Annotated in this window: 20 protein-coding genes and 2 pseudogenes; 13 read left to right on the forward strand and 9 right to left on the reverse strand. The window is 72.8% G+C overall.

Annotation, left to right across the window (positions count from 1 at the left end; translation table 11 throughout):
• Positions 1–78 precede the first annotated feature (78 nt).
• A complete protein-coding gene (gene hutH / locus ACFVVA_RS26550) occupies positions 79–1,656 on the forward strand; it encodes a histidine ammonia-lyase (RefSeq protein ID WP_387693276.1) in 1,578 nt (525 codons plus the stop codon).
• A 46-nt stretch (positions 1,657–1,702) separates the two neighbouring features.
• Here the strand turns inward: hutH and ACFVVA_RS26555 are convergent, their stop codons facing one another.
• Positions 1,703–2,128 (reverse strand): hypothetical protein, encoded by a 426-nt coding sequence (locus ACFVVA_RS26555; RefSeq protein ID WP_387693278.1) that lies wholly within the window; start codon positions 2,126–2,128, stop codon positions 1,703–1,705.
• 254 nt (positions 2,129–2,382) lie between these two features.
• Between ACFVVA_RS26555 and ACFVVA_RS26560 the strand changes: the two genes are divergently transcribed.
• Positions 2,383–3,252 (forward strand): MurR/RpiR family transcriptional regulator, encoded by an 870-nt coding sequence (locus tag ACFVVA_RS26560; protein ID WP_224278798.1) that lies wholly within the window; start codon positions 2,383–2,385, stop codon positions 3,250–3,252.
• 84 nt (positions 3,253–3,336) lie between these two features.
• A complete protein-coding gene (locus ACFVVA_RS26565) occupies positions 3,337–3,657 on the forward strand; it encodes a hypothetical protein (protein WP_359906104.1) in 321 nt (106 codons plus the stop codon).
• Between the two features lies 1 nt (position 3,658).
• Here ACFVVA_RS26565 and ACFVVA_RS26570 read toward each other — a convergent pair whose 3' ends face one another.
• The gene (locus tag ACFVVA_RS26570) at positions 3,659–4,231 is read right to left on the reverse strand and encodes a Uma2 family endonuclease (protein WP_387693280.1); all 573 of its coding nucleotides are present in this window, start codon (positions 4,229–4,231) and stop codon (positions 3,659–3,661) included.
• Positions 4,232–4,402: 171 nt separating this feature from the next.
• On the opposite strand from ACFVVA_RS26570, the gene hutU reads away from it, so the two are divergent.
• Genes hutU through hutI form a run of 4 tightly spaced genes read left to right on the forward strand, consistent with a single transcriptional unit; the run spans position 4,403 to position 9,831 of the window.
• On the forward strand, positions 4,403–6,070 hold the full coding sequence (gene hutU, locus ACFVVA_RS26575) for a urocanate hydratase (protein WP_387693283.1): 1,668 nt from the start codon (positions 4,403–4,405) through the stop codon (positions 6,068–6,070).
• 20 nt (positions 6,071–6,090) lie between these two features.
• On the forward strand, positions 6,091–7,272 hold the full coding sequence (locus ACFVVA_RS26580; RefSeq protein WP_387693317.1) for an allantoate amidohydrolase: 1,182 nt from the start codon (positions 6,091–6,093) through the stop codon (positions 7,270–7,272).
• A complete protein-coding gene (locus ACFVVA_RS26585) occupies positions 7,263–8,624 on the forward strand; it encodes a formimidoylglutamate deiminase (protein ID WP_380350531.1) in 1,362 nt (453 codons plus the stop codon). Before ACFVVA_RS26580 ends, ACFVVA_RS26585 begins: the two co-directional genes overlap by 10 nt.
• Before the next feature lie 31 nt (positions 8,625–8,655).
• The gene (gene hutI, locus ACFVVA_RS26590; RefSeq protein ID WP_387693285.1) at positions 8,656–9,831 is read left to right on the forward strand and encodes an imidazolonepropionase; all 1,176 of its coding nucleotides are present in this window, start codon (positions 8,656–8,658) and stop codon (positions 9,829–9,831) included.
• A 55-nt stretch (positions 9,832–9,886) separates the two neighbouring features.
• Here hutI and ACFVVA_RS26595 read toward each other — a convergent pair whose 3' ends face one another.
• A complete protein-coding gene (locus ACFVVA_RS26595; RefSeq protein WP_387693287.1) occupies positions 9,887–11,914 on the reverse strand; it encodes a prolyl oligopeptidase family serine peptidase in 2,028 nt (675 codons plus the stop codon).
• A gap of 203 nt (positions 11,915–12,117) precedes the next feature.
• On the reverse strand, positions 12,118–13,641 hold the full coding sequence (locus ACFVVA_RS26600; RefSeq protein ID WP_387693289.1) for a peptide MFS transporter: 1,524 nt from the start codon (positions 13,639–13,641) through the stop codon (positions 12,118–12,120).
• Between the two features lie 329 nt (positions 13,642–13,970).
• Between ACFVVA_RS26600 and ACFVVA_RS26605 the strand changes: the two genes are divergently transcribed.
• Both ACFVVA_RS26605 and ACFVVA_RS26610 read left to right on the forward strand, forming a co-directional pair.
• Complete coding sequence (locus tag ACFVVA_RS26605) at positions 13,971–14,645, forward strand: response regulator transcription factor (RefSeq protein ID WP_030058577.1); 675 nt, start codon at positions 13,971–13,973, stop codon at positions 14,643–14,645.
• Positions 14,646–14,704: 59 nt separating this feature from the next.
• Entirely contained in the window at positions 14,705–15,949 is a 1,245-nt protein-coding gene (locus tag ACFVVA_RS26610) for an ATP-binding protein (protein ID WP_387693292.1), read from the forward strand.
• Positions 15,950–16,132: 183 nt separating this feature from the next.
• Here ACFVVA_RS26610 and ACFVVA_RS26615 read toward each other — a convergent pair.
• A pseudogene (locus ACFVVA_RS26615) lies at positions 16,133–16,429 on the reverse strand (ester cyclase); the annotation flags it as partial.
• Positions 16,430–16,596: 167 nt separating this feature from the next.
• The gene (locus tag ACFVVA_RS26620; protein WP_387693294.1) at positions 16,597–17,115 is read right to left on the reverse strand and encodes a GtrA family protein; all 519 of its coding nucleotides are present in this window, start codon (positions 17,113–17,115) and stop codon (positions 16,597–16,599) included.
• Between the two features lie 301 nt (positions 17,116–17,416).
• Here ACFVVA_RS26620 and ACFVVA_RS26625 point away from each other — a divergent pair, with 301 nt between their 5' ends.
• Genes ACFVVA_RS26625 through ACFVVA_RS26635 form a run of 3 tightly spaced genes read left to right on the forward strand, consistent with a single transcriptional unit; the run spans position 17,417 to position 20,337 of the window.
• Entirely contained in the window at positions 17,417–18,556 is a 1,140-nt protein-coding gene (locus tag ACFVVA_RS26625; RefSeq protein WP_387693319.1) for a 5-(carboxyamino)imidazole ribonucleotide synthase, read from the forward strand.
• Complete coding sequence (gene purE, locus ACFVVA_RS26630) at positions 18,553–19,089, forward strand: 5-(carboxyamino)imidazole ribonucleotide mutase (RefSeq protein ID WP_387693296.1); 537 nt, start codon at positions 18,553–18,555, stop codon at positions 19,087–19,089. Before ACFVVA_RS26625 ends, purE begins: the two co-directional genes overlap by 4 nt.
• A gap of 33 nt (positions 19,090–19,122) precedes the next feature.
• Complete coding sequence (locus ACFVVA_RS26635; protein ID WP_387693298.1) at positions 19,123–20,337, forward strand: dipeptidase; 1,215 nt, start codon at positions 19,123–19,125, stop codon at positions 20,335–20,337.
• Here ACFVVA_RS26635 and ACFVVA_RS26640 read toward each other — a convergent pair.
• The 3 genes from ACFVVA_RS26640 to ACFVVA_RS26650 all read right to left on the reverse strand — a co-directional run bounded on the left by ACFVVA_RS26640 (position 20,334) and on the right by ACFVVA_RS26650 (position 22,725).
• Positions 20,334–20,759, reverse strand: coding sequence for a CoA-binding protein (locus tag ACFVVA_RS26640; RefSeq protein WP_387693300.1), 426 nt, complete (start codon positions 20,757–20,759; stop codon positions 20,334–20,336). The genes ACFVVA_RS26635 and ACFVVA_RS26640 overlap by 4 nt on opposite strands.
• A 40-nt stretch (positions 20,760–20,799) precedes the next feature.
• A complete protein-coding gene (locus ACFVVA_RS26645) occupies positions 20,800–21,243 on the reverse strand; it encodes a hypothetical protein (RefSeq protein ID WP_387693302.1) in 444 nt (147 codons plus the stop codon).
• 144 nt (positions 21,244–21,387) lie between these two features.
• Positions 21,388–22,725 (reverse strand): UDP-glucose dehydrogenase family protein, encoded by a 1,338-nt coding sequence (locus ACFVVA_RS26650; RefSeq protein ID WP_387693304.1) that lies wholly within the window; start codon positions 22,723–22,725, stop codon positions 21,388–21,390.
• A gap of 230 nt (positions 22,726–22,955) precedes the next feature.
• On the opposite strand from ACFVVA_RS26650, the pseudogene ACFVVA_RS26655 reads away from it, so the two are divergent.
• Positions 22,956–23,074 (forward strand): annotated as a pseudogene (locus tag ACFVVA_RS26655) (acyl-CoA dehydrogenase); the annotation flags it as partial.

Below are 23,074 nucleotides of genomic sequence, written 5' to 3' on the forward strand. Positions count from 1 at the left end.
GTCCGGAGAGCGGAGAATCCGGATGGCGAGCACCTGTTGTCATATCTTCATTCACCTGATGTGATGGTGTATATGGATATGCACAGTGCTGTGGCCCCCGACGCTCCGCTGGTCCTGGTCGGCAAGGCCGACGTCAGCGCGGAGGACGTCCTCGCCGTCGCCCGGGGCAACGCCCGGGTCGAGATCGGCCCCGACGCGCTGGCCGAGATGGCGACCGCCCGCGCGCGGATCGACGCCCTCGCGGCCGAGCCGCGCCCCGTCTACGGCGTGTCGACCGGCTTCGGCGCGCTCGCCGTCCGCCACATCAGCCCCGAGCTGCGCGCCCAGCTGCAGCGGTCGCTGGTCCGCTCGCACGCCGCCGGCATGGGGCCGGCGGTCGAGCGCGAGGTGGTCCGCGCGCTGGTGTTCCTGCGGATGAAGACGCTGGCCTCCGGCCGCACCGGCGTCCGGCCGCTGGTCGCCCGGACCATGGCCGCCCTGCTCAACGCGGGCATCACCCCGGTGGTGCGGGAGTTCGGCTCGCTCGGCTGCTCCGGCGACCTCGCGCCGCTGTCGCACTGCGCACTGGTCCTGATGGGCGAGGGCACCGCCACCGGCCCGGACGGCGTGGAGAAGCCCGCCGCCGAACTGCTCGCCGCCGCCGGGATCGAGCCCGTCGAGCTGCTGGAGAAGGAGGGCCTCGCCCTCATCAACGGCACCGACGGCATGCTCGGCATGCTGGTGATGGCCATCGCCGACCTCCAGCGGCTCTTCACCACCGCCGACATCACCGCCGCGATGAGCCTGGAGGCGCTGCTCGGCACCGAGAAGGTGCTCGCCCCCGAGCTGCACGCCCCGATCCGTCCGCACCCGGGCCAGGCGCTGAGCGCCGCCAACATGCTCGCCGTCCTCAAGGACTCCGGCCTCACCGGCCACCACCAGGACGACGCGCCGCGGGTCCAGGACGCCTACTCGATCCGCTGCGCCCCGCAGGTCGCCGGCGCGGGCCGGGACACCCTGGAGCACGCCCGGCTGGTCGCCTCGCGCGAACTGGCCGCCTCGGTCGACAACCCGGTGGTGCTGCCGGACGGCCGGGTGGAGTCCAACGGCAACTTCCACGGCGCCCCGGTCGCCTACGTGCTGGACTTCCTCGCCATCGCCGCCGCCGACCTCGGCTCGATCTCCGAGCGCCGCACCGACCGGCTGCTCGACAAGGCCCGCTCGCACGGCCTGCCGGCCTTCCTGGCCGACGACCCGGGCGTGGACTCCGGCCTGATGATCGCCCAGTACACCCAGGCGGCGCTGGTCAGCGAGAACAAGCGGCTCGCCGTCCCGGCCTCGGTCGACTCGATCCCCTCCTCCGCGATGCAGGAGGACCACGTGTCGATGGGCTGGTCGGCCGCGCGCAAGCTGCGCCAGGCCGTGGCCAACCTCGGCCGGATCCTCGCCGTCGAACTCACCGCGGCCGCCCGGGCGCTGGAGATCCGTCAGCAGGCCGACGCGTCGGGCCGCGTCGCCCCGGCCACCGCGGCCGCCATGGCCGCCGCCCGGGAGGCGGGCGTCGGCGGCGCCGGCCGCGACCGCTTCCTCTCGCCCGACCTGGAGGCCGCAGCCGAGCTGGTCGCCTCCGGCGAGCTGGTGCGGGCGGTCGAGCGGGTCACCGGCCCGCTGGCCTGAGACCCGGCCGGCCGGGGTCGTGGCGTCGCCGCGGAGTGACGGGGGCTCAGTCCCAGTCGCTCCGCGGCGAGCGCTCCGCGCGGTCCCGGCGGTTGCGCAGCTCGCCCAGGGCGGCCGCCAGGTTGACCCCGACGATGCCCGCCCAGCAGACCATCAGACCGGCGAAGCCGCCGCTCTCCGGGCTGCCCGCGATCGCCGTCAGCGGGATGCCGAGGACCAGCGAGGTCACCGCGAGCCCGGTGTTGGAGCGCTTGCCCCAGCCCGAACGGCGGGACTGCCCCCGGTGGGGGGACCGCGGCTCGTAGTCGTCCAACCGCTGGGCCACCGACCGCTCGACCCGGGCGTCCAGCCGGGCGTCGAGCCGCTTCATGAAGGAGTCGACGAGTGCGTCCTCGTACTCCTTGCCGAGCTCCTTGCGGGCCTGGAGGGTGGCGTCGAGGTCGCGCCGCAGTTCGTCCTGACGAGTGTCCATGGATCCAGGGTGGGGCCGCCGGGGCCCCCGGTCCATCCGTTCGCAGGAGGAATCCGGGCGGGCTCAGGGACAAATCAGGGTTACCCCGACCCGGTTCGGCCGACCGCCGGCCCGCCCGACCGGTCCGGCCCGCCCGACCGGTCCGACCCGCGGGGCGTCCCACCGGACGTCCCGCCGTACGAGACGTCTTTGCCAGGTGCGGCCCGCTCCTGCACAGTCGTCGTCCGACCCCCTCGCACCCGGAGGTACCGCTGATGACCGCCACCGACGAGACCGGCAGCGTCGGCCCCTCCGCCCGGCTGCTCCAACTGTTCGAGGGGCACCGGCTGACGCCGACCCAGCGCCGGATCGCCCACTCGCTGGTGCGGCACGCCACCGAGGCGCCGTTCCTGTCCAGCGTCGAGGTCGCCGAACTCGCGGGCGTCAGCCAGCCCTCCGTCACCCGCTTCGCGGTCGCGCTCGGGTACGACGGCTACCCGGCGCTGCGCAAGCAGCTGCGCGAACTCGGCGGCGGCGAACAGGCCGCGCCGGAGACCCCGGACGACGCGGTGCGCAACGAGCACCAGCAGGCCGTGCTCGCCGAGATCGCCCACCTGCGCCACCTCGCCGAACTCCTCGCCGACCCGGAGCCGATCACCCGGGCCGCCCGGCTGCTCGCCGCCTCCCGCCCGCTGCCGGTGCTCGGCCTGCGGGCCGCCTCGGCGCAGGCGCGCGGCTTCGCCTACTTCGCGGCCAAGGTGCACCCGGACATCCGGCTGCTGGACGAGGGCGGCAGCATGCTCGCCGACCGGCTGGAACAGGCCCGGGCGGCCGGGGCCAGCGCACTGCTCTGCTTCGCGCTGCCGCGCTACCCGCGGGAGCTGATGGACGCGCTGACGGTGGCCCGCGAGTGCGGGCTGACGGTGCTCACCGTGGCCGACAGCGCGTTCGCGCCGGTCGCCAAGCTGTCCGACCTGATGCTGCCGGCCGCCGTCGGCACCGGGCTGGTCTTCGACACCGCGTGCGCCCCGATGATGCTCGGCCGGGTGCTGCTGCAGTCCATGTGCGACGAACTGCCCGGAGCGGAAGCCCGGTTGGAGGCGATCGAGCAGTCGGCGGCGGCGCGCGGCCTCTTCCTGGAATGAGCGTGGAACAAGCACGGCCCGGAGCGGCGGCGGGGGAGTAGCCGTCACAAACCCGGGCATCCCCTCCTGCAGGGGGTGCCACCCATGCACGTGATCCACGAGATGAAGTTCGTCGCCCGCCTCTCCTCGGGCGCCGACGAATGGTCCTGCCCCGCCTGCGGACGCCGCGTCACCCTGCGGCGCCTGCCCGAACCCGAACTGACCGTCCTCGACCCGGGCGACGAGTCGGCCGTCCACGTCGGCGTCATCGAACCCGACGCCCGCGCCGTCGCGGCCGCCGAGAAGTACGGCCTCGGCCCCGTCCAGAACATCCCCCGCCCGCCGTCCCCGCCCGCCCCGGACGCCGACGACCGCCGCTGGCTCGCCGAGATCGGCATCGACTGGGACGGCGGCGCGGCGGCCTGACTCAGCCGCGCGGCGCGTACAGCGGAAGGCCGGAGGTGTCCAGCTCGGCGGGCAGCGGCGCGGGCAGCGGGACGGCCTCGCCGTACGTGCCGTGCAGGACGCCCTGGTACTCGCCATCGCGGGGGCGGGTGTGGAGTGTCCAGGCGCCCTTGCGGGGGTCGACCGTGAGGAGGACCGGAACGCCTGCGATCGCGTACCAGCTGGTCCTGGCGGCGATGAGGGTGATGAGCGAGGGGCCGGGAACGACCTGAACGGCGAGAGCGGCACGGCGGGGATCGGCTCGCCGGTCGTCCTCGTTCTCCCATGCGACGGGCAGCACGATCAGGTCGGGGGTGGCGTAGTCGTCCTCGTCGTCCGGTAGAGCGACCGATGACGACTCGTAGGCGTCGAGGTTCGCGGGCAGCTGCGGTCCGAGGTCTTCGCGCAGGTGGCGCACTGTGCCGGCGTGTTTCCCTCGGCGGGGAGGCGACATCAGCAGCGTGCCGCCGATGATCTCGACCTGCAGCCCGGTGCGCCGCTCGACCCCTTCGGCGGTCCGGCGCAGCATGCCGGAGCGTGCCGGAACAGCTGCCATGGCGTCCTCCGCTGGGCCGATCGGCTGGTGCTTCCGGCCGCAGGCTACTGGCGGCAGGCGCTCCGGTTCGGGCGTTGATCGGATGCTTTCGGGGTCTGGTCGAAAGCCGACTGTTTAGTTATATTCAATCGAACATAGCTTGAATGAATCCATCCGCAGGGAGGCCGAACTATGGTGCAGCAGGCGAGCGGGCCGCGTGAGGTGCGCGCGGCGCGTGGGACGGGGCTGACGGCGCAGGGGTGGCAGCAGGAGGCGGCCCTGCGGATGCTGATGAACAACCTCGACCCGGAGGTGGCCGAGCACCCGTCCAAGCTGGTGGTCTACGGCGGCACGGGCAAGGCCGCGCGGGACTGGCGCTCCTTCGACGCCATGGTGAGGACGCTGGAGGGCCTGAAGCAGGACGAGACCATGCTGGTCCAGTCCGGGCGGCCGGTCGGCGTGATGCAGACCCACGAGTGGGCGCCGCGCGTGCTCATCGCCAACTCCAACCTGGTCGGCGACTGGGCCAACTGGGAGGAGTTCCGCCGGCTGGAGAGCCTCGGGCTCACCATGTACGGCCAGATGACCGCCGGCTCGTGGATCTACATCGGCACCCAGGGCATCCTCCAGGGCACCTACGAGACCTTCGCCGCCGTCGCCAACAAGCGGTACAACGGTTCGCTGGAGGGCACCATCACCCTCACCGCCGGCCTCGGCGGGATGGGCGGCGCCCAGCCGCTGGCCGTCACCATGAACGGGGGCGTGGCGATCTGCATCGACTGCGACCCGTCCCGGATCTCCCGCCGGATCGAGCACCGCTACCTGGACGTCGAGGCCAAGAACCTCGCGCACGCGCTGGAGCTGGCCACCGCGGCCCGCGACAAGAAGCAGCCGCTCTCCATCGGACTGCTGGGCAACGCCGCCGAGCTCTTCCCGCAGCTGCTCGCGATGGACGCGCCGATCGACATCGTCACCGACCAGACCAGCGCCCACGACCCGCTGAGCTACCTGCCGATCGGCGTCGCCTTCGACGACATGGCCACCTACGCGGCCGAGAAGCCCGCGGAGTTCACCACCCGCTCGCGCGAGTCGATGGCCAAGCACGTCGAGGCCATGGTCGGCTTCCTGGACCGCGGCGCCGAGGTCTTCGACTACGGCAACTCGATCCGCGGCGAGGCCCAGCTGGCCGGCTACGACCGCGCCTTCGCCTTCCCCGGCTTCGTCCCCGCGTACATCCGCCCGCTGTTCTGCGAGGGCAAGGGCCCGTTCCGCTGGGCGGCCCTGTCCGGCGACCCGCAGGACATCGCCAAGACCGACAAGGCCGTGCTCGACCTCTTCCCGGAGAACGAGTCGCTGCACCGCTGGATCAAGATGGCCCAGGAGAAGGAGCACTTCCAGGGCCTGCCCGCGCGCATCTGCTGGCTCGGCTACGGCGAGCGCGACAAGGCCGGCGAGCGCTTCAACGACATGGTCGCCTCCGGCGAGCTGTCCGCGCCGATCGTCATCGGCCGCGACCACCTGGACTGCGGCTCGGTCGCCTCCCCGTACCGGGAGACCGAGGCGATGCTGGACGGCTCCGACGCGATCGCCGACTGGCCGCTGCTCAACGCCATGGTCAACGTGGCCTCCGGTGCCTCCTGGGTCTCCATCCACCACGGCGGCGGCGTCGGCATCGGCCGCTCCATCCACGCCGGCCAGGTCACCGTGGCCGACGGCACGCCGCTGGCCGGCGAGAAGATCCGCCGGGTGCTCACCAACGACCCGGGCATGGGCGTCATCCGGCACGTCGACGCCGGCTACGACCGCGCCGACGAGGTCGCCGCCGAGCGCGGGGTTCGCGTCCCGATGGGTGAGCTGTGACAGCACCCTCGTTCGAAGAGATGTGGGCGGAGCTGCTCCCCGTGGGCCGCTCCGCCACCTCCGGCGGCTACCGCCGCTTCGCCTGGAACTCCGCCGACGCCGAGTGCCGCGCCTGGTTCGAGCAGCAGGCCCGCAGCCGCGGCCTGACGTACGAGCTGGACCGCAACGGCAATCAGTGGGCCTGGCTGGGCGACCCGAACGGGCAGGGGGCGGTCGTCACCGGCTCGCACCTGGACTCCGTCCCGGACGGCGGCGCCTTCGACGGTCCGCTCGGGGTGGTCTCCTCCTTCGCCGCGCTGGACGAACTGCGCGCCCGGGGAACGGAGTTCACCAGGCCCCTGGCGATCGTCAACTTCGGCGACGAGGAGGGCGCCCGGTTCGGGGTGGCCTGCATCGGCTCCCGGCTGACCGCCGGGGTGCTGTCCCGCGAGGCCGCGTACGAGCTGCGCGACGCCGACGGCCTGCGGCTGCCCGACGCGATGGAGAAGGCCGGCTACGACCCGACCGCGATCGGCGCGGACGACGACCGGCTGGCCCGGATCGGCGCCTTCGTCGAGCTCCACGTCGAGCAGGGCCGCTGCCTCGCCGAGGGGCAGCCGGTCGGCGTGGCGGGCGCGATCTGGCCGCACGGCCGCTGGCGGTTCGACTTCCACGGCGAGGCCAACCACGCCGGCACCACCCGGATCGAGGACCGCCGCGACCCGATGCTGACCTACGCCAACACCGTGCTCGCCGCCCGCAAGAAGGCCAAGCTGGCGGGCGCGCTGGCCACCTTCGGGAAGGTCGCGGTGGAGCCCAACGGCACCAACGCGATCGCCTCGCTGGTGCGCGGCTGGCTGGACTCCCGGGCCGCCGACGAGCGCACCCTGACCGAGCTGGTCGCCGAGATCGAGCGGGCCGCCGCCGAGCGCGGCGAGCGCGACGGCGTCCGGGTCGAGCTGACCCGCGAGTCCTACACCCCGGTGGTGGACTTCGACGGGCCGCTGCGCGACCGGCTCGCCAAGCTGCTGGACGCCCCGGTGCTGCCCACCGGCGCGGGACACGACGCCGGCATCCTGGCCTCCGCGATCCCGACCGCCATGCTGTTCGTGCGCAACCCCACCGGCGTCTCGCACTCCCCGGCCGAGTACGCCGAGCAGGCCGACTGCCTGGCCGGGGTCGCCGCCCTCGCCGACGTACTGGAGGACCTGGCGTGCCAGTGAACGAGCACGTGCGCTACTGGGCGCAGTACGCCTGGCTGCCGCACGACAACGGGCCGGTGGTCGAGCCGGACGTGCTGATCACCACCGGCCCCGGCGGCACGATCGCCGCCGTCACCCCGGACAGCGGCCCCTGCCCGCCCGACGCCGTCCGGCTCGACGGGCTGCTGCTGCCCGGTCAGGCGAACGCCCACTCGCACGCCTTCCACCGGGCGCTGCGCGGGCACGTCCAGGTCGGCTCCGGCACTTTCTGGACCTGGCGCGACACCATGTACCGGTTCGCCGGCGCGCTGGACCCGGACCGCTACCTGGAGCTCGCGACCGCCGTCTACGCCGAGATGGCGCTGGCCGGCATCACGGCCGTCGGCGAGTTCCACTACCTGCACCACGCGCCCGGCGGCGCCCGCTACACCGACCCGAACGCGATGGGCGAGGCGCTGATCGAGGCCGCCGCCCGGGCCGGCATCCGGATCACTCTGCTGGACACCTGCTACCTCTCCTCCGGCTTCGGCGCCGAGCCGACCAGGCCGCAGCTGCGGTTCAGCGACGGCGACGCGGAGGCCTGGGCGGTCCGGGCGGACGCGCTCAAGCCGCGCGAGCACGCCCGGATCGGCGCCGCCGTCCACTCGGTGCGGGCCGTCCCGGCCGAGCAGCTGGGCACCGTCGCGCACTGGGCGTCGGTGCGCGGGGCGCCGCTGCACGTCCACCTCTCCGAGCAGACCGCCGAGAACGACGCCTGCCTGGCCGCGCACGGGGTCACCCCGACGAGGCTGCTCGCCGACCACGGCGCGCTCGGCCCGCGCACCTCGGCCGTGCACGCCACCCACCTGACCGACGAGGACGTCCGGCTGCTCACCGACTCCTCCACCACGGTCTGCATGTGCCCCACCACCGAGCGGGACCTCGCGGACGGCATCGGCCCGGCCCGCCGGCTGGCCTCGGCGGGCTCCCCGATCACCCTGGGCAGCGACAGCCACGCGGTGATCGACCCGTTCGAGGAGGCCCGCGCGCTGGAGCTGGACGAGCGGCTGCGCACCCGCACCCGCGGCCACTGGACGGCGAACGCGCTGCTGCGGGCCGGGACCGAGGACGGCCACGCCTCGCTCGGCTGGCCGGAGGCCGGACGGATCGAGGCCGGGGCGCTCGCCGACTTCACGGTGATCGCGCTGGACACCGTCCGCACGGCGGGACCGCCGCCCCGGCTCGGCGCCGAGATCGCGGTCTTCGCGGCCTCGGCGGCGGACGTGCGGCACGTCGTGGTCGGCGGCCGGCACGTCGTCCGGGACGGCGTGCACCGGCTGGTGGCCGACGTGCCGGGCGCGCTGCGCTCCGCGATCGGCGCGCTGGACTACTGACCCCGTTCAACTCCCTTCGGAAGGCGTTGTCTTGAGCACCACGACCACCCTGATCACGGGCATCGGCAGCCTGGTCACCAACGACCCCGGGCAGGGCGCCGGGCCGCTCGGCCTGCTCACCGACGCGGCCGTGGTGGTCGACGGCGGCACCGTCGCCTGGGTCGGCCCGGCCGCGCAGGCCCCGGCGGCGGACGAGCGCTTCGACGCCGGGGGCCGGGCCCTGCTGCCCGGCTTCGTCGACTCGCACGCCCACCTGGTGTTCGCGGGCGACCGCACCGCCGAGTTCAACGCCCGGATGTCCGGGCAGGCGTACTCGGCGGGCGGCATCCGCACGACGGTGGCGGCTACGCGGGCCGCTTCGGATGCCGAACTGGAAGCCAATCTGGCGCGGTTCGTCCGGGAGGCGCTGCGGCAGGGCACCACCACCATCGAGTGCAAGTCCGGCTACGGGCTGACGGTCGAGGACGAGGCGCGGGCGCTGCGGATCGCCGCCGGGTACACCCCGGAGACCACCTATCTGGGCGCTCACGTGGTCGCCCCCGAGTACGCCGAGGACCCGGCCGGCTACGTCGACCTGGTCACCGGCGAGATGCTGGACGCCTGCGCCCCGCACGCCCGTTGGGTGGACGTGTTCTGCGAGAAGGGCGCGTTCGACGGGGACCAGGCGCGGGCTGTTCTGACGGCGGGGATCGAGAAGGGCCTCACGCCGCGCGTGCACGCCAACCAGCTCACCTACGGGCCGGGCGTGCAGCTCGCGGTGGAGCTGGGGGCCGCCTCGGCGGACCACTGCACCCATCTGACGGACGAGGACGTGGCGGCGCTGGCCGGCTCGGCGACGGTCGCCACCCTGCTGCCGGGGGCGGAGTTCTCCACCCGCGCCGAGTACCCGAGCGGGCGCCGGCTGCTGGACGCGGGCGCGGTGGTGGCGCTGTCCACGGACTGCAACCCGGGCTCCAGCTTCACCAGTTCGATGGCGTTCTGCATCGCGGTCGCGGTGCGGGAGATGGGGATGACCCCGGACGAGGCGGTCTGGGCGGCCACGGCGGGCGGTGCCCGGGCGCTGCGGCGCAGTGACGTGGGGGTGATCGCCCCCGGTGCCCGGGCGGACCTGCTGCTGCTGGACGCGCCCTCGCACGTCCACCTGGCCTACCGCCCGGGGGTGCCGCTGACGGCGGCGGTCTGGCGGGCCGGCGTCCGCGAGCTCTGAGGACACGTCCGTGGAAGGCCCGCCCCCGGTCCTGCGACCGGGGGCGGGCCTTCGCTCATGCCAGGCCCAACGAACGCCGCAGGAAGTGCAGTTCGTGGGTCAGCAGGTTTTCCACCACCGCCTCGTCGGTGGGCCGGTGGCCGGTGGCGCGCAGCGGGAGGACCTCGTGCGGGCGGCCGGCGGCGAGCAGGGCGGCGGACAGCCGCAGGGTGTGGGCCGGGTACACGTTGTCGTCGGCGAGGCCCTGGATCAGCAGCAGCGGGCGGCGGAGCTCCGGCGCCAGGGCGATCAGCGAGCCGCTGTCGTAGTGCTCGGGGTGCTCGTCGGGGTGGCCGAGGAAGCGCTCCTGCCAGTGGGTGTCGTAGAACCGCCAGTCGGTGGGCGCGGCTCCGGCGGAGGCGGCGTGGAAGACGTCCGGGCGGCGCAGTACGGCGAGCGCGGCGAGGTAGCCGCCGTAGGACCAGCCGCGGATGGCGACCCGGTCGAGGTCGAGCAGCCCGGGCCGCAGCCGGTCGGCCGCCCGCAGGCCCTCGACCTGGTCATCGAGGGCGGGCCCCGCCTTGTCGCCGTGGATCGCCTTTTCCCAGCGCGGCCCGCGCCCGGGGGTGCCGCGGCCGTCCACCACGAGGACCGCGAAGCCCTGGTCGGCGAACCACTGGGAGACCTGGTCCCACCACAGGCCGCCGGTGGTGGCCTTCTGCATGGCGGGTCCGCCGTACGGGTCGAGCAGGACGGGCAGCGGGCCGTCCCCGGGGCGGTGACCGGCGGGCAGGAAGAGCGTGGCGCGCAGCTCGCGCGGGCCGAGCCGGAGCGGTTCGGGCCGGGCGGTGACGACGGGCGGCTCGGCGTGCGAGGTGAGCGGGTGGGGTGTCGAGCCCTCGCGCAGGACGGTGGAGCGGCCACCGGGGTGCCCGGGGGTGTGGGCGGTGAGGACCAGCGTGCCGCCGCGCCGCACCCCGGTGTGCAGGCCGGGGCCGCTGCTGAGCCGTCGCGGGCCGGTGTCCGGTCCGTACGTCCAGAGGTGGGTCTCGGCGGGTTCGTCGGAGGCGGTGAACAGCACCTGCTCGCCGTCCGTCCCGAGCACCGCGCGCAGCTGGAGCCCGGGCGGGGTGACCGGCTTGCCGTCGACGGTCAGGTGCCGGGTGTCGCCCAGGTCGGCGGTGTCCACCAGGGCGCCGCCCCCGGTGCGGGTCGGCAGGCCGGGTAGCAGCTCGATCCAGTGCGCGTCCTGCCGCTCGGCGAGCACCCGGGTGGCGCCGTCCGGCTCGATCGCCAGGGTGCGGACGGTGCGCTGGTCGCGGCTCTGCACGGCGGCGTACGGGCCGTGGCCGTCCCAGCCGGCGGCGGTGAGGTACTCGAAGGCGGCGCGGTCCCAGCGGACCCCGGTGTCGGTGCCGTCGAGGCCGAGCAGCCGCAGTGAGACCTCGGCGTTGGCGGTGCCGGCCAGCGGGTAGCGGACGGTGCGCGGCGGGCGGTGCGGGTCGGCGGGGTCGGCCACGAAGAGGCGGGCGAGCGGGCGGTTGTCGACCCGGGCGGCCAGCAGAGCGGTGCCGTCGGGGGACCACCAGTGGCCGCGGTCGCGGAACATCTCCTCGGAGGCGACGTACTCGGCGAGCCCGTAGGAGACGTCCTCGGCCTCGGGTTCGGCGAGCGGACGGTCGTCCGTGCCGTCGACGCCGACCACCCGCAGGGCGCCGCCGGTGACGTAGGCGATCCGGCGGCCGGTCGGGTCGAGCCGGGGGTCCTGCGGCGGGCCGGGGACGGGGACGGCGCGGACGGTGCCGCGGGCGGTGTCGGCCAGCCACAGGGCGCCGTCCAGTGCGAAGGCGGCGAGCGCGCCGGCGGCGTCGGTGCTGTACCCGGCGATGCCCTCGGCAGCGCCCAGCACGGCCGGGTCCGCGATCAGCCGTTCCTCGCCGGTGGCGGTGTCCAGGGCCCAGAGGCAGGCGAGCGGGTCGGTGCCGGACCGGCCGCGCAGGAAGAGCACGGTGGCGCCGTCCGGGGTGGGCTCCGGCCGGACGGGGACGCCCAGGGTGAACTGCCGGGTGCGGGCCAGCTGACGGGGTAAGGAGAGGGTCGTCATGCGGGGCACCATAGGCACGGCTGCCGGGCCCGTGTCGAGCGCATAACGCCCGGCGGCGGCCTCGGCGGGCGGGCAGCCGGGGTGGCCGGGGCGGAGGACGGGCGGGGCCGGGCGGGCAGCCGGGGCCGGGAAAGACGGCCGGGGCCGCCGCGGATCTCAGGAATCCACGGCGGCCCCGGAGTCGTGAGCCGTAGGCCGGTCCGTCAGCGCACGTCGCCCATGAGGGCCTGGACGCGCTTGCGGTAGCCGAAGACGGCGAGCCCGGCGAGGACGGCGAGCGACGCCTGCATCGCGATGATCCCGTTGCCGTCGAGGTTGACGCCGGCCAGCGAGAGCAGGCTGGTGGTGCAGTCACCGGCGGTGACGGCGAGGAACCAGACGCCCATCATCTGGGAGGCGTACTTCTGCGGCGCCATCTTGGTGGTGACCGAGAGGCCGACCGGGGAGAGGCAGAGCTCACCGATGGTCTGGATCAGGTAGATCGAGACGAGCCACAGCGGGGAGACCATGGTGCCGCCGTCCGCCATGTTCATCGGGATGATGAAGATGAAGAACGAGGCGCCGACCAGGACCAGGCCCATCGAGAACTTCACGATGGTGTTCGGCTCCTTGTTGCGGCGGGAGAGCCACAGCCACAGCCAGGCGAACACCGGCGCGAGCGCCATCACGAACAGCGGGTTGAGCGACTGGTACCAGGTGGCCGAGAAGCCGAAGCCGAACAGGCTGTCGGCGGTCTTCTTGTCGGCGAACAGGGACAGGGTCGACCCGCCCTGGTCGTAGATCATCCAGAAGATGGCGGCCGCGGCGAAGAACCAGATGTAGGCGGACATCTTGGACTGCTCGCCGGCGCTGAGGTCCTTGTCGCGCTTGATCCGGACCAGCACGGCGATCGGGATGAGCAGACCGGCCAGGGTGAGCGGGACGAGGGCCCAGTTCAGGGTGTAGACGCCCAGCCCGACGATCACGGCGTAGAAGACGGCGACGGCGGCGACGGTGATGCCGCCCTTGACCAGCAGGCTGTTGCGCTCCGCGGGCTTGAGCGGGTTGGGGACCTTGCTGCTCTTGGGGCTCAGGTGGCGGCTGCCCAGCAGGAACTGCACCAGGCCGAAGGCCATGCCGACCGCGGCGATGCCGAAGCCCAGGTGCCAGCTGTACTCCTTGCCGATCGTCCCGATGATGAACGGGGCGACGAAGGCACCGAGGTTGATGCTCATGTAGAAGACGGTGAAGCCACCGTCGCGGCGCGGGTCCTCGGGGCCGTTGTAGAGCTGGCCGACCATCGTGGAGATGTTGGCCTTCAGCAGCCCGGAGCCGAGCGCGACCAGGAGCAGGCCGAGGAAGAACGCCGCCTGGCCCGGGACGGCCAGCGCGATGTGGCCGAACATGATCACGAACCCGGCGATGGCGACGGTCTTGCGGGCGCCCCAGACCCGGTCACCGAACCAGCCGCCGGGGTAGGCCATGAGGTAGACCATCGAGACGTAGACGGAGTAGATCGCCGTCGCCGTCGTCGCCGTCATGGCGAGGCCGCCGCCCTGGCTGCCCACGGCGGCGTCGGCGCCACCGGAGACCAGGTAGTAGATGAGCAGGGCGCGCATGCCGTAGTAGGAGAAGCGCTCCCACATCTCGGTCATGAACAGGGTGGCAAGACCTCGGGGATGCCCGAGGAAGGTCTTGCCGCCGGGAGAGGCCGACGTCATGTCGGCGTCCAGGGTCTTCGACGCCATGAGTAGTGGTTCCTTGCCTGACAGCGTCCGCCTAGGGGGGTGGCGGCGGACGTGGACGAAACCACTCTACGTGGCGACATTTGGCTTTATCAGATGACAAAAGCCTTGAATCAGGTATGGGAATGGCAAAGTCGGCGCCAGATCTTCCCGATCTATCGATGGTAGATGGGCGCGTCTTCCTTCGGTTTCAAGATCCAAGCGGAGATTCTTCACCGAACGGCCGGTCAGCTACGGCCCGTTGGGTGCGATCGGGGCCTTGTATAACGATCACGCTCTGTGAACTACCTCACAGGGCGTCCGGCGTTACCCCGGCGGACTACCATCACCACATGACCTGTGTGCTGCTCGCCGAGGACGATCCGGCGATCTCCGAACCGCTCGCCCGGGCCCTGCGACGCGAGGGCTATGAGGTGCTCGTCCGCGAGGACGGTCCGACCGCACTGGCCGCGGGCCTCACCGAGGAGGTCGACCTCGTCGTCCTGGACCTCGGCCTGCCCGAGATGGACGGCCTGGAGGTCTGCCGCCGCCTGCGTGCCGACGGCAAGAGCTGCCCCGTCCTGGTGCTCACCGCCCGCGCGGACGAGGTGGACACCGTGGTCGGCCTGGACGCCGGTGCCGACGACTACGTCACCAAGCCCTTCCGCCTGGCCGAACTGCTCGCCCGCGTCCGGGCCCTGCTCCGGCGCGGCAACGTCGACCAGCTCACCACCGGCGCGCACGGTGTGAAGATCGACATCGAATCCCACCGCGCCTGGCTCGGCGACGAGGAACTCACCCTCTCCGCCAAGGAGTTCGAGCTGCTGCGGGTCCTGGTCCGGGACGCCGGCCGGGTGGTCACCCGCGAGGAGATCATGCGGCAGGTCTGGGACACCACCTGGTGGACCTCCACCAAGACCCTGGACATGCACATCTCCTGGCTCCGCAAGAAGCTCGGCGACGACGCGGCCAACCCCCGCTACATCGCCACCGTGCGCGGAGTCGGGTTCCGGTTCGAGAAGAATTAGTCCCTGACGGAGAACGGGCCCTCGGCCCGCGGCAGTGGAACACCCCGGGGAGCGGCAGCGTGAAACGCAGGATGATCAACTCGCTGCTGGGCGTCGTCCTGGTGGTCGTCGTGGTGTTCTGCGTGCCGCTCGCCCTGGTCGAGAAGCGGACCATCGTCAACTCGGCCCAGGACCGGGTGGACGCGGCCGCCGTCCGGGTGCTCGCCCTGGTCGAGAGCCGGCTCGCCGCGGGGGAGCCGGTCACCGGGCGGGCCTTCGAGAGCCAGATCACCGAGGGCAGCTACGTCGAGGTGCAGGTGCCCGGCCAGCCGGTGGTCTCCGCGGGCGAGCGCCCCGCCGGGAACCACCTGCTGAAGGCCGTCGAGCGCGGCAACAGCGGCGAGACCGTCACCGTCGAACAGTCCCGCGAGGACGTCGACCACGAGATCGCCAACAACCTGCTGCTGCTCGGCGTGGTCGCCCTGCTCGCCGTCCAGGCCGCGGTGGCCCTCGCCGTCTGGCAGGCCAAGCGGCTCGCCCGGCCGCTCACCGACCTCGCCGAGACCGCCGAGCGGCTCGGCTCCGGCGACCCGCGCCCGCGCGACCGCCGCTACGGGGTGCCCGAGCTCGACCGGGTCGCCGAGGTGCTGGACACCAGCGCCGAGCGGATCGCCCGGATGCTCACCGCCGAGCGCCGGCTCGCCGCCGACGCCTCGCACCAGCTGCGCACCCCGCTCACCGCGCTCTCCATGCGGCTGGAGGAGATCACCGCCCTCGCCGAGGAGCCGGAGACGGTCAAGGAGGAGGCGACCATCGCCCTCCAGCAGGTCGAGCGGCTCACCGACGTGGTCCAGCGGCTGCTCACCACCCAGCGCGACCCGCGCAGCCCCACCGCAGTCGCCTTCGACCTCGACGAGGTGATCAAGCAGCAGGTGGAGGAGTGGGGCCCGACGCTGCGGGAGCAGGGCCGGGTGCTCTCCCTGGAGGGGCTGCACGGGGTCACCGCGGTCGGCACCCCGGGGACGGTCGCCCAGGTGCTGGCCACCCTGATCGAGAACTCGCTGATGCACGGCGCCGGGACGATCACCCTGCGGGTCCGGCCGTCCGGCACCTCGGCGGTGGTCGAGGTCCAGGACCAGGGCGCGGGCGTGCCGGCGGACCTCGGCAACCGGGTGTTCGAACGCGCGGTCAGCGGGCGCAACTCCACCGGCATCGGTCTGGCCGTCGCCCGCGACCTCGCGGAGGCGGACGGCGGGCGGCTCGAACTGCTCTCGCTGAAGCCGGCGGTGTTCGCGCTCTTCCTCGGACGCAGCCACCAGGACTGAACGGGCCCGGGCCCTGGCCAAGGGCGTGTCTGACAATTCCCGCCGGGTGCGCGACGCCGGGGCACGCACCTCGCCGCGTTGTCGTCGGTCGCCAATGCTCCGCAGTGGCTCCCTCCTCCGCCTTGCGATGCACGCACCCCAACGCCGCGCCCTGATCCGACGCGAATGGCCAGACACGCCCTAGTCGAGCTGCGCGTCGCGGACCACGTCGAGGTCGGTGAAGGTGGGCGGCGCGTCGCAGAGCGCCACCATCTCGCGGAAGATCCGGTCGGTCTCGGGCAGGGCGGAGTTCTCCATCGCCGCCGCGTAGGAGGGGAACTCCACGATCTGCACCACGTGCGCGGTGTCGGAACGGTCGGTGCCGATCACCGCGTGGGAAGCGGTCCGCCTGCCCCGGGTCGCCTCGACCCAGGTGTCCAGCAGCCGGTTGAGGTCGTCGAGCCTGTCGGTCCTGCAGTCGATGATCTGGACGAACGTCATGGCGAGCCTCCTGGACCCCCTCGGCCACGATCGTCCGCCGGCCGTGCTCGCCCTCGGTAACCACTGTCCTCCGGCCGCGGCGGACACGGCAAGCCCCGGCGGCCGCGTTCGGGCTGCCGGGGCTGTGGGGAGCGAAGGGGGTGCGAGGGGCGCAGGGGGTGCGGGGCCTACTCGGCCTTGGCGAGGCGGATCCGCTCGGTGGCCAGCATCAGCTCGGCCTGTGCGGCCAGCTCCTGGCCGCTGGTGGCGTCCACCGCCTGCTGGGCGGGCAGTCCGACGGGCTCCGGCACGGCCTTGAACACCCAGGTGCGGTACGAGACGAAGCGGAACACGGTGGCCACGGCGAGGCCGATCACCTTGGCGCCGATCTGCTCGTAGTGCGAGCGCAGGTCGAGCACGTACACCGAGAAGCCGAGGATGCCGGTCTCGATCAGCATGCCGATGCCGCTGTAGACCAGGAAGAGCGTGATCTCGCGCCTGCGGGAGGCGGCGTCGCGGTCCCGGTAGAGCCAGTAGCGGTAGCCCAGGTAGTTGGTCGCGATCGCGATCACCGTCGCGACGATGTTCGACCGGACCGAGGCCAGGCCCATGCCGTTGATGCAGACCCAGAAGACGGCGAAGTTGACCACCACGCCGCTCAGGCCGACGATGCCGAACTTCACGACTTCGCCCGTGATCCCACGCATCTTCTGTGCGAGCGGGGGGTTCGAAGCTGCGGTCGTCGCCATACCGGACTGCCTCCATGTGCCTGCGGGACGAAAGGGCCTGCCGCGACGGCGCGGCCACCCCTTGAGCCCTGCGTGCACGCACATGATCGGACCGCGCAGACCAGGACCTGGCCGTCCAGGCTACCCGCTTCCATCGAACGGCTCAGCCCCCAGGGCGACAGGTTGACATCTACGCGCGTCCGCCCCGACGGCCCCACCGGCGGCTCCACCGCCCCCGACCGGCCCGGATATCCTGGGCCGCGTGACTTCCCCGGGCAATGTGAATTTTCCAGTGGTGGGCATGATCGGTGGCGGGCAGCTGGCCCGCATGGCACACCAGGCGGGCATCCCGCTCGGGGTCAGGTTCAAACTCCTCGCCGACACGCCCCAGGACTCCGCCGCACAGGTGGTGTCCGACGTCGTCCTCGGCGACTACCGCGACCTCGACACCCTGCGCGCCTTCGCCGCCGGCTGCGACGTGATCACCTTCGACCACGAGCACGTCCCCACCGAGCACCTGCGGGCCCTGGAGGCCGACGGCATCGCCGTCCGCCCCGGCCCGGAGGCGCTGGTCAACGCCCAGGACAAGGGCGTGATGCGGGCCAAGCTGGACTCCATCGACGTGCCCTGCCCCCGGCACCGGATCGTCGCCGACCCGGCCGACGTCACCGCCTTCGCCGAGGAGGGCTCCGGTTACCCGGTCGTCCTCAAGACCGTCCGCGGCGGCTACGACGGCAAGGGCGTCTGGGTCGTCGACGACGAGGAGCAGGCGCAGGCCCCGTTCCTGGCCGGCGTCGCGGTGCTGGCCGAGGAGAAGGTCGACTTCGTCCGCGAGCTGGCCGCCAACGTGGTCCGCTCGCCCAGTGGCCAGGCCGTCGCCTACCCGGTGGTGGAGAGCGTCCAGGAGAACGGCGTCTGCGCCGAGGTCACCGCCCCCGCGCCGGACCTCGACCCGGCCCTGTCCGACGAGGCCCAGCAGCTCGCCCTGCGGATCGCCGGCGACCTCGGCATCGTCGGCCACCTCGCCGTCGAGCTGTTCCAGACCCGGGACGGCCGCATCCTCGTCAACGAGCTGGCCATGCGCCCGCACAACTCCGGGCACTGGACCCAGGACGGCGCCGTCACCTCGCAGTTCGAGAACCACCTGCGGGCCGTCCTCGACCTCCCGCTCGGCGACCCCCGCCCGCGCGCCAAGTGGACCGTCATGGTCAACGTCCTCGGCGGCGACTACCCGGACATGTACCGCCCCTTCCTGCACTGCATGGCCCGCGACCCCGGGCTGCGGATCCACATGTACGGGAAGGACGTGAAGCCCGGCCGCAAGGTCGGCCACGTCAACGTCTTCGGGGACGACCTCGAAGACGTCCGCGAGCGCGCCCGCCACGCGGCCGCCTACCTGCGAGGAACGATCACCGAATGAGCCCCGCTTCGACCGCCCCCCTCGTCGGCATCGTGATGGGCTCGGACTCCGACTGGCCGGTCATGGAGGCCGCCGCCCAGGCGCTCGACGAGTTCGAGATCCCCTACGAGGTGGACGTCGTCTCCGCCCACCGGATGCCCCGCGAGATGGTCGCGTACGGCGAGAACGCCCACCTGCGCGGCCTGAAGGCGATCATCGCCGGCGCCGGCGGCGCGGCCCACCTGCCGGGCATGCTCGCCTCCGTCACCCCGCTGCCGGTCATCGGCGTGCCGGTGCCGCTGCGCTACCTGGACGGCATGGACAGCCTGCTGTCGATCGTCCAGATGCCGGCCGGCGTGCCGGTGGCGACCGTCTCGGTGGCGGGCGCGCGCAACGCCGGCCTGCTCGCGGTGCGGATGCTCGCCGCCTTCGACCCCGAACTCGCCGAGAAGATGACCGAGTTCCAGGCCGAGCTGAACAACCAGGCCACCGAGAAGGGCCAGAAGCTGCGCGCCAAGGTGGCCGGTTCCTCCTCCTTCGGCTTCGGCAAGTAATTCCCCTGGTGGGGGTGGGGTAGAACAACCCGTATGACTTCTCGGACGGACTCCCCCACCCCGCTGGACCGCGCCCGCGCCCTGCTGCGCACCGCCCCCGTGGTGGACGGCCACAACGACCTCCCCTGGGCGATGCGCGAGCAGGCCGGATACGACCTCGGCGCGCTCGACCTCGCCGCCGACCAGAGCGACCGCCTGCACACCGACCTCGCCCGCCTCGCGGAGGGCGGGGTCGGCGCGCAGTTCTGGTCCGTCTACGTCCCCTCCTCGCTGGCCGGCGACCACGCCGTGAGCGCCACCCTGGAGCAGATCGACTTCGTCCACGCCCTGGTCGAGCGCTACCCGGACCGGCTGCGCCTGGCCCGTACCGCCGCGGACATCGAGGCCGCCCGCGCCGAGGGCCGGATCGCCTCCCTGATGGGTGCCGAGGGCGGCCACTCCATCGACTGCTCGCTGGCCACCCTGCGCGCCCTGTACGAGCTGGGCGTGCGGTACCTGACGCTCACCCACAACGACAACGTGCCGTGGGCGGACTCCGCCACCGACAAGCCGGTGGCCGGCGGGCTGACCCGGTTCGGCGAGGAGGTCGTCCGGGAGATGAACCGGCTCGGCATGCTGGTCGACCTCTCGCACGTCTCCGCCGACACCATGCGCGACGCCCTGCGGGTGACCGAGGCGCCGGTCGTCTTCTCGCACTCCTCCTCGCGCGCGGTCTGCGACCACCCGCGCAACATCCCGGACGACGTGCTCGCCCAGCTGCCCGCCAACGGCGGCGTGGCGATGGCGACCTTCGTGCCCAAGTTCATCCTGCCCGCGGCCATCGACTGGACCAGGGCCGCCGACGAGAACATGCGCGCCCACGGCTTCCACCCGCTGGACACCACCCCGCCGGCCATGGAGCGCCAGCGCGCCTTCGAGGCCGCCAACCCGCGCCCGATCGCCACCCCGGCCACCGTCGCCGACCACCTCGACCACATGCGCGAGGTGGCCGGCATCGACCACATCGGCATCGGCGGCGACTTCGACGGCACCGCCTTCCTGCCGGACGGCCTGGACTCGGTGGCCGGCTACCCCAACCTGGTCGCCGAACTCCTCGGCCGCCACTGGTCGGAGGCCGACCTGGCCAAGCTCACCTGGCACAACGCCGTGCGCGTCCTGCGCGACGCCGAATCGGCGGCCGCCGGGCTGCGCGCGAGCCGCCGCCCGTCCATCGCCACCATCGCGCAGCTGGACGGCCCTGCGGCCTAGGTGTTCTGTCCCGTGAGCCTGGGGATCTCGATGGCCGGGCACCTGTCCATCACCATGGCGAGCCCGGCCGCCCGGGTCCGCCCGTAGGCGGCCTCGTCGACGACGCCCAGCTGGAACCAGACCGCCTTCGCCCCGGCGGCCACCGCCTGGTCGGCCACCTCCCCGGCGAGTTCGGACCGGACGAACACGTCCACCACGTCGACCGGGAACGGCACCTCGGCGAGCGAGGCGTAGCCCTGCTCGCCGAGGACCGTCTCGGCCTTCGGGTGCACGGGCACGATCCGCTTGCCGTACTCCTGGAGCGCCCTGGCCACCCTGTACGCGGCGCGGGCGGTGTTGGTGGACAGGCCCACCACCGCCCAGGTGTCGCCGGTGCGGGTGAGGATCTCGCGGACCGCCGCTTCGTCGCCGTAGCTCGTCATGCCGGTACCAACGACGTTCGCGGGCGCCGGATTCCTGGGCTCAGATGTTGGTGGCGTTGAGCTTGACCAGGGCCGTCGTGTCGTTGTCGTACGTGACCTCCAGTTCGACGACCCAGGCCTTCCCCCGGGGCCGGTTCCCATCCGTCTCGTCGCGGTTCCGGAGGGTCATTCCCCAGGTCTCGTCGCTGATCAGCCGGACGCGCGGGAACGCGGCGACCAGCCGGGCGGTCAGGTCGGTCCGGGGCATCCGGAACTCGCCGGTGTACCCCTGCTCCTGCCAGCCGCTGGTGTCCGTGCAGTGGGCACCGGTGGCCTGTGCGGGCATGGATCCGCCCGCGAAGTCCACGACCTCCGAGCAGTCGGCCTTGACGGGTTCGCCGGAGGCGAGGTCGTCGAGGGCGAGCGCGAAGCGGCTCGCGAGGAAGAGCAGGAGCGCGGCGACCGCCGCGCAGCCGACGGCCAACCGGACGAACGACTTGCGCATGAAGGACCCCCCGGTCTTCGGACCACCGCGGACAGCGGGTGGCCCGATCCTCGCACGAGAGTTGAACATGTTCAAATGTGTGGGTCCGGGAACGCGCGAGCGCCCGCCCCCGGGGTCGGGGACGGGCGCTCGGGAGCGGACTCGTCAGCTCGGGCGGCCCAGGGCGCGGTAGGTCCAGCCGGCGGCCCGCCAGGCCTCGGCGTCCAGGACGTTGCGGCCGTCGAGGAGGCGGCGCTCGGCGACCACGGCGCCGAGCGCGGACGGGTCCAGCTCGCGGAACTCGGACCACTCGGTGAGGTGGAGGACCACGTGGGCGCCCTCGGCGGCCTCCAGGGCTGAGTGGGCGTAGGTGAGGGACGGGAACATCTTGCGGGCGTTGTCCACGGCCTTCGGGTCGTAGACGGTGACCTGGGCGCCCTGGAGCTGGATCTGGGCGGCCACGTTGAGGGCGGGGGAGTCCCGGATGTCGTCCGAGTTGGGCTTGAAGGCGGCGCCGAGGACGGCGACCCGGCGGCCCAGGAAGCCGCCGCCGCACTGCTCGCGGGCCAGCTCGACCATCCGGGAGCGGCGCCGCATGTTGATCGAGTCGACCTCGCGCAGGAAGGTCAGCGCCTGGTCGGCGCCGAGCTCGCCGGCCCGGGCCATGAACGCCCGGATGTCCTTGGGCAGGCAGCCGCCGCCGAAACCGAGGCCGGAGTTGAGGAACTTGCCGCCGATCCGCTCGTCGTAGGCGAGCGCCTTGCTGAGCTGGGTGACGTCCGCGCCGGCCGCCTCGCAGACCTCGGCCATCGCGTTGATGAAGGAGATCTTGGTGGCCAGGAAGGAGTTGGCGGCCGCCTTGACCAGTTCGGCGGTCGCGAAGTCGGTGACCATGAACGGCACCCCGGCCGCGATCGGCTCCGCGTACACCTCGCGCAGCACCCGCTCGGCCCGCTCGCTCTGGGCGCCGACCACGATCCGGTCCGGCCGCAGGGTGTCCTGCACGGCGAACCCCTCGCGCAGGAACTCCGGGTTCCAGGCGAGTTCGGCGCCCTCGCCGACCGGCGCCAGCGCGGCCAGCCGCTCGGCCAGCCGGGCCGCCGAACCGACCGGGACGGTGGACTTGCCGACCACCAGGGCGGGACGGGTCAGGTGCGGCGCGAGCTCGTCGATCGCGGTGTCGACGTACGACATGTCGGCGGCGAACTCGCCCTTGCGCTGCGGAGTGTTGACGCAGATGAAGTGCACGTCGCCGAACTCGGCGGCCTCCTGGGCGGAGGTGGTGAAGCGCAGCCGTCCGGTCGAACCCTCGTGCCCGGCCACGTGCTTGAGCAGCAGTTCGGAGAGCCCCGGCTCGTACATCGGGACGCGGCCCGCGGTCAGCATGGCGATCTTGTCCGGGTCGATGTCCAGACCCAGCACCTCGAAGCCGAACTCGGCCATCGCGGCGGCGTGCGTGGCGCCGAGGTAGCCGGTGCCGATCACGGAGATGCGGAGGGTCACGGGTTCTCCTTGGATGCGGACGCGACCAGTACGGATGCCCTGATGCTATCCGCCCGCCGAGGGCGCACCGGGATCACCTGCACGCCCGAGGGACCGCCCTGAACGCTAGGCAGCCGCAGGTCGGCGCCCTAGGATCTCTACTGAACGGTAGTTAACCGCGGATTCGACTCGCACCGGGCGTCGATCGGACCTCGATCGGGCACCGGTCACTGAACGACGAGGCAGGCATCATGGCGGGCAGCGCAGGGGCGGCTGACTTCGATCTCTTCCGGATCTCCGAGGAGCACGGGATGCTCCGTGAGGCGGTGCGTTCGCTGGCCGAGGCGAAGATCGCTCCGTTCGCGGCGGA

Source organism: Kitasatospora sp. NPDC058048, from assembly GCF_042885555.1.
GTDB classification, from domain to species: domain Bacteria; phylum Actinomycetota; class Actinomycetes; order Streptomycetales; family Streptomycetaceae; genus Kitasatospora; species Kitasatospora lactacystinica.

What these genes read in the sequence shown, in the direction of transcription:
- ACFVVA_RS26595 (WP_387693287.1), bottom strand. Translation starts at nt 11,914, where the DNA reads ATGACGACCCTCTCCTTACCCCGTCAGCTGGCCCGCACCCGGCAGTTC.
- ACFVVA_RS26580 (WP_387693317.1), top strand. Translation starts at nt 6,091, where the DNA reads ATGTGGGCGGAGCTGCTCCCCGTGGGCCGCTCCGCCACCTCCGGCGGC.
- ACFVVA_RS26560 (WP_224278798.1), top strand. Translation starts at nt 2,383, where the DNA reads ATGACCGCCACCGACGAGACCGGCAGCGTCGGCCCCTCCGCCCGGCTG.
- ACFVVA_RS26635 (WP_387693298.1), top strand. Translation starts at nt 19,123, where the DNA reads ATGACTTCTCGGACGGACTCCCCCACCCCGCTGGACCGCGCCCGCGCC.
- ACFVVA_RS26600 (WP_387693289.1), bottom strand. Translation starts at nt 13,641, where the DNA reads ATGGCGTCGAAGACCCTGGACGCCGACATGACGTCGGCCTCTCCCGGC.
- ACFVVA_RS26640 (WP_387693300.1), bottom strand. Translation starts at nt 20,759, where the DNA reads ATGACGAGCTACGGCGACGAAGCGGCGGTCCGCGAGATCCTCACCCGC.
- ACFVVA_RS26555 (WP_387693278.1), bottom strand. Translation starts at nt 2,128, where the DNA reads ATGGACACTCGTCAGGACGAACTGCGGCGCGACCTCGACGCCACCCTC.
- ACFVVA_RS26620 (WP_387693294.1), bottom strand. Translation starts at nt 17,115, where the DNA reads ATGCGTGGGATCACGGGCGAAGTCGTGAAGTTCGGCATCGTCGGCCTG.
- ACFVVA_RS26645 (WP_387693302.1), bottom strand. Translation starts at nt 21,243, where the DNA reads ATGCGCAAGTCGTTCGTCCGGTTGGCCGTCGGCTGCGCGGCGGTCGCC.
- hutH (WP_387693276.1), top strand. Translation starts at nt 79, where the DNA reads ATGCACAGTGCTGTGGCCCCCGACGCTCCGCTGGTCCTGGTCGGCAAG.
- ACFVVA_RS26605 (WP_030058577.1), top strand. Translation starts at nt 13,971, where the DNA reads ATGACCTGTGTGCTGCTCGCCGAGGACGATCCGGCGATCTCCGAACCG.
- ACFVVA_RS26565 (WP_359906104.1), top strand. Translation starts at nt 3,337, where the DNA reads ATGCACGTGATCCACGAGATGAAGTTCGTCGCCCGCCTCTCCTCGGGC.
- hutU (WP_387693283.1), top strand. Translation starts at nt 4,403, where the DNA reads ATGGTGCAGCAGGCGAGCGGGCCGCGTGAGGTGCGCGCGGCGCGTGGG.
- ACFVVA_RS26570 (WP_387693280.1), bottom strand. Translation starts at nt 4,231, where the DNA reads ATGGCAGCTGTTCCGGCACGCTCCGGCATGCTGCGCCGGACCGCCGAA.
- purE (WP_387693296.1), top strand. Translation starts at nt 18,553, where the DNA reads ATGAGCCCCGCTTCGACCGCCCCCCTCGTCGGCATCGTGATGGGCTCG.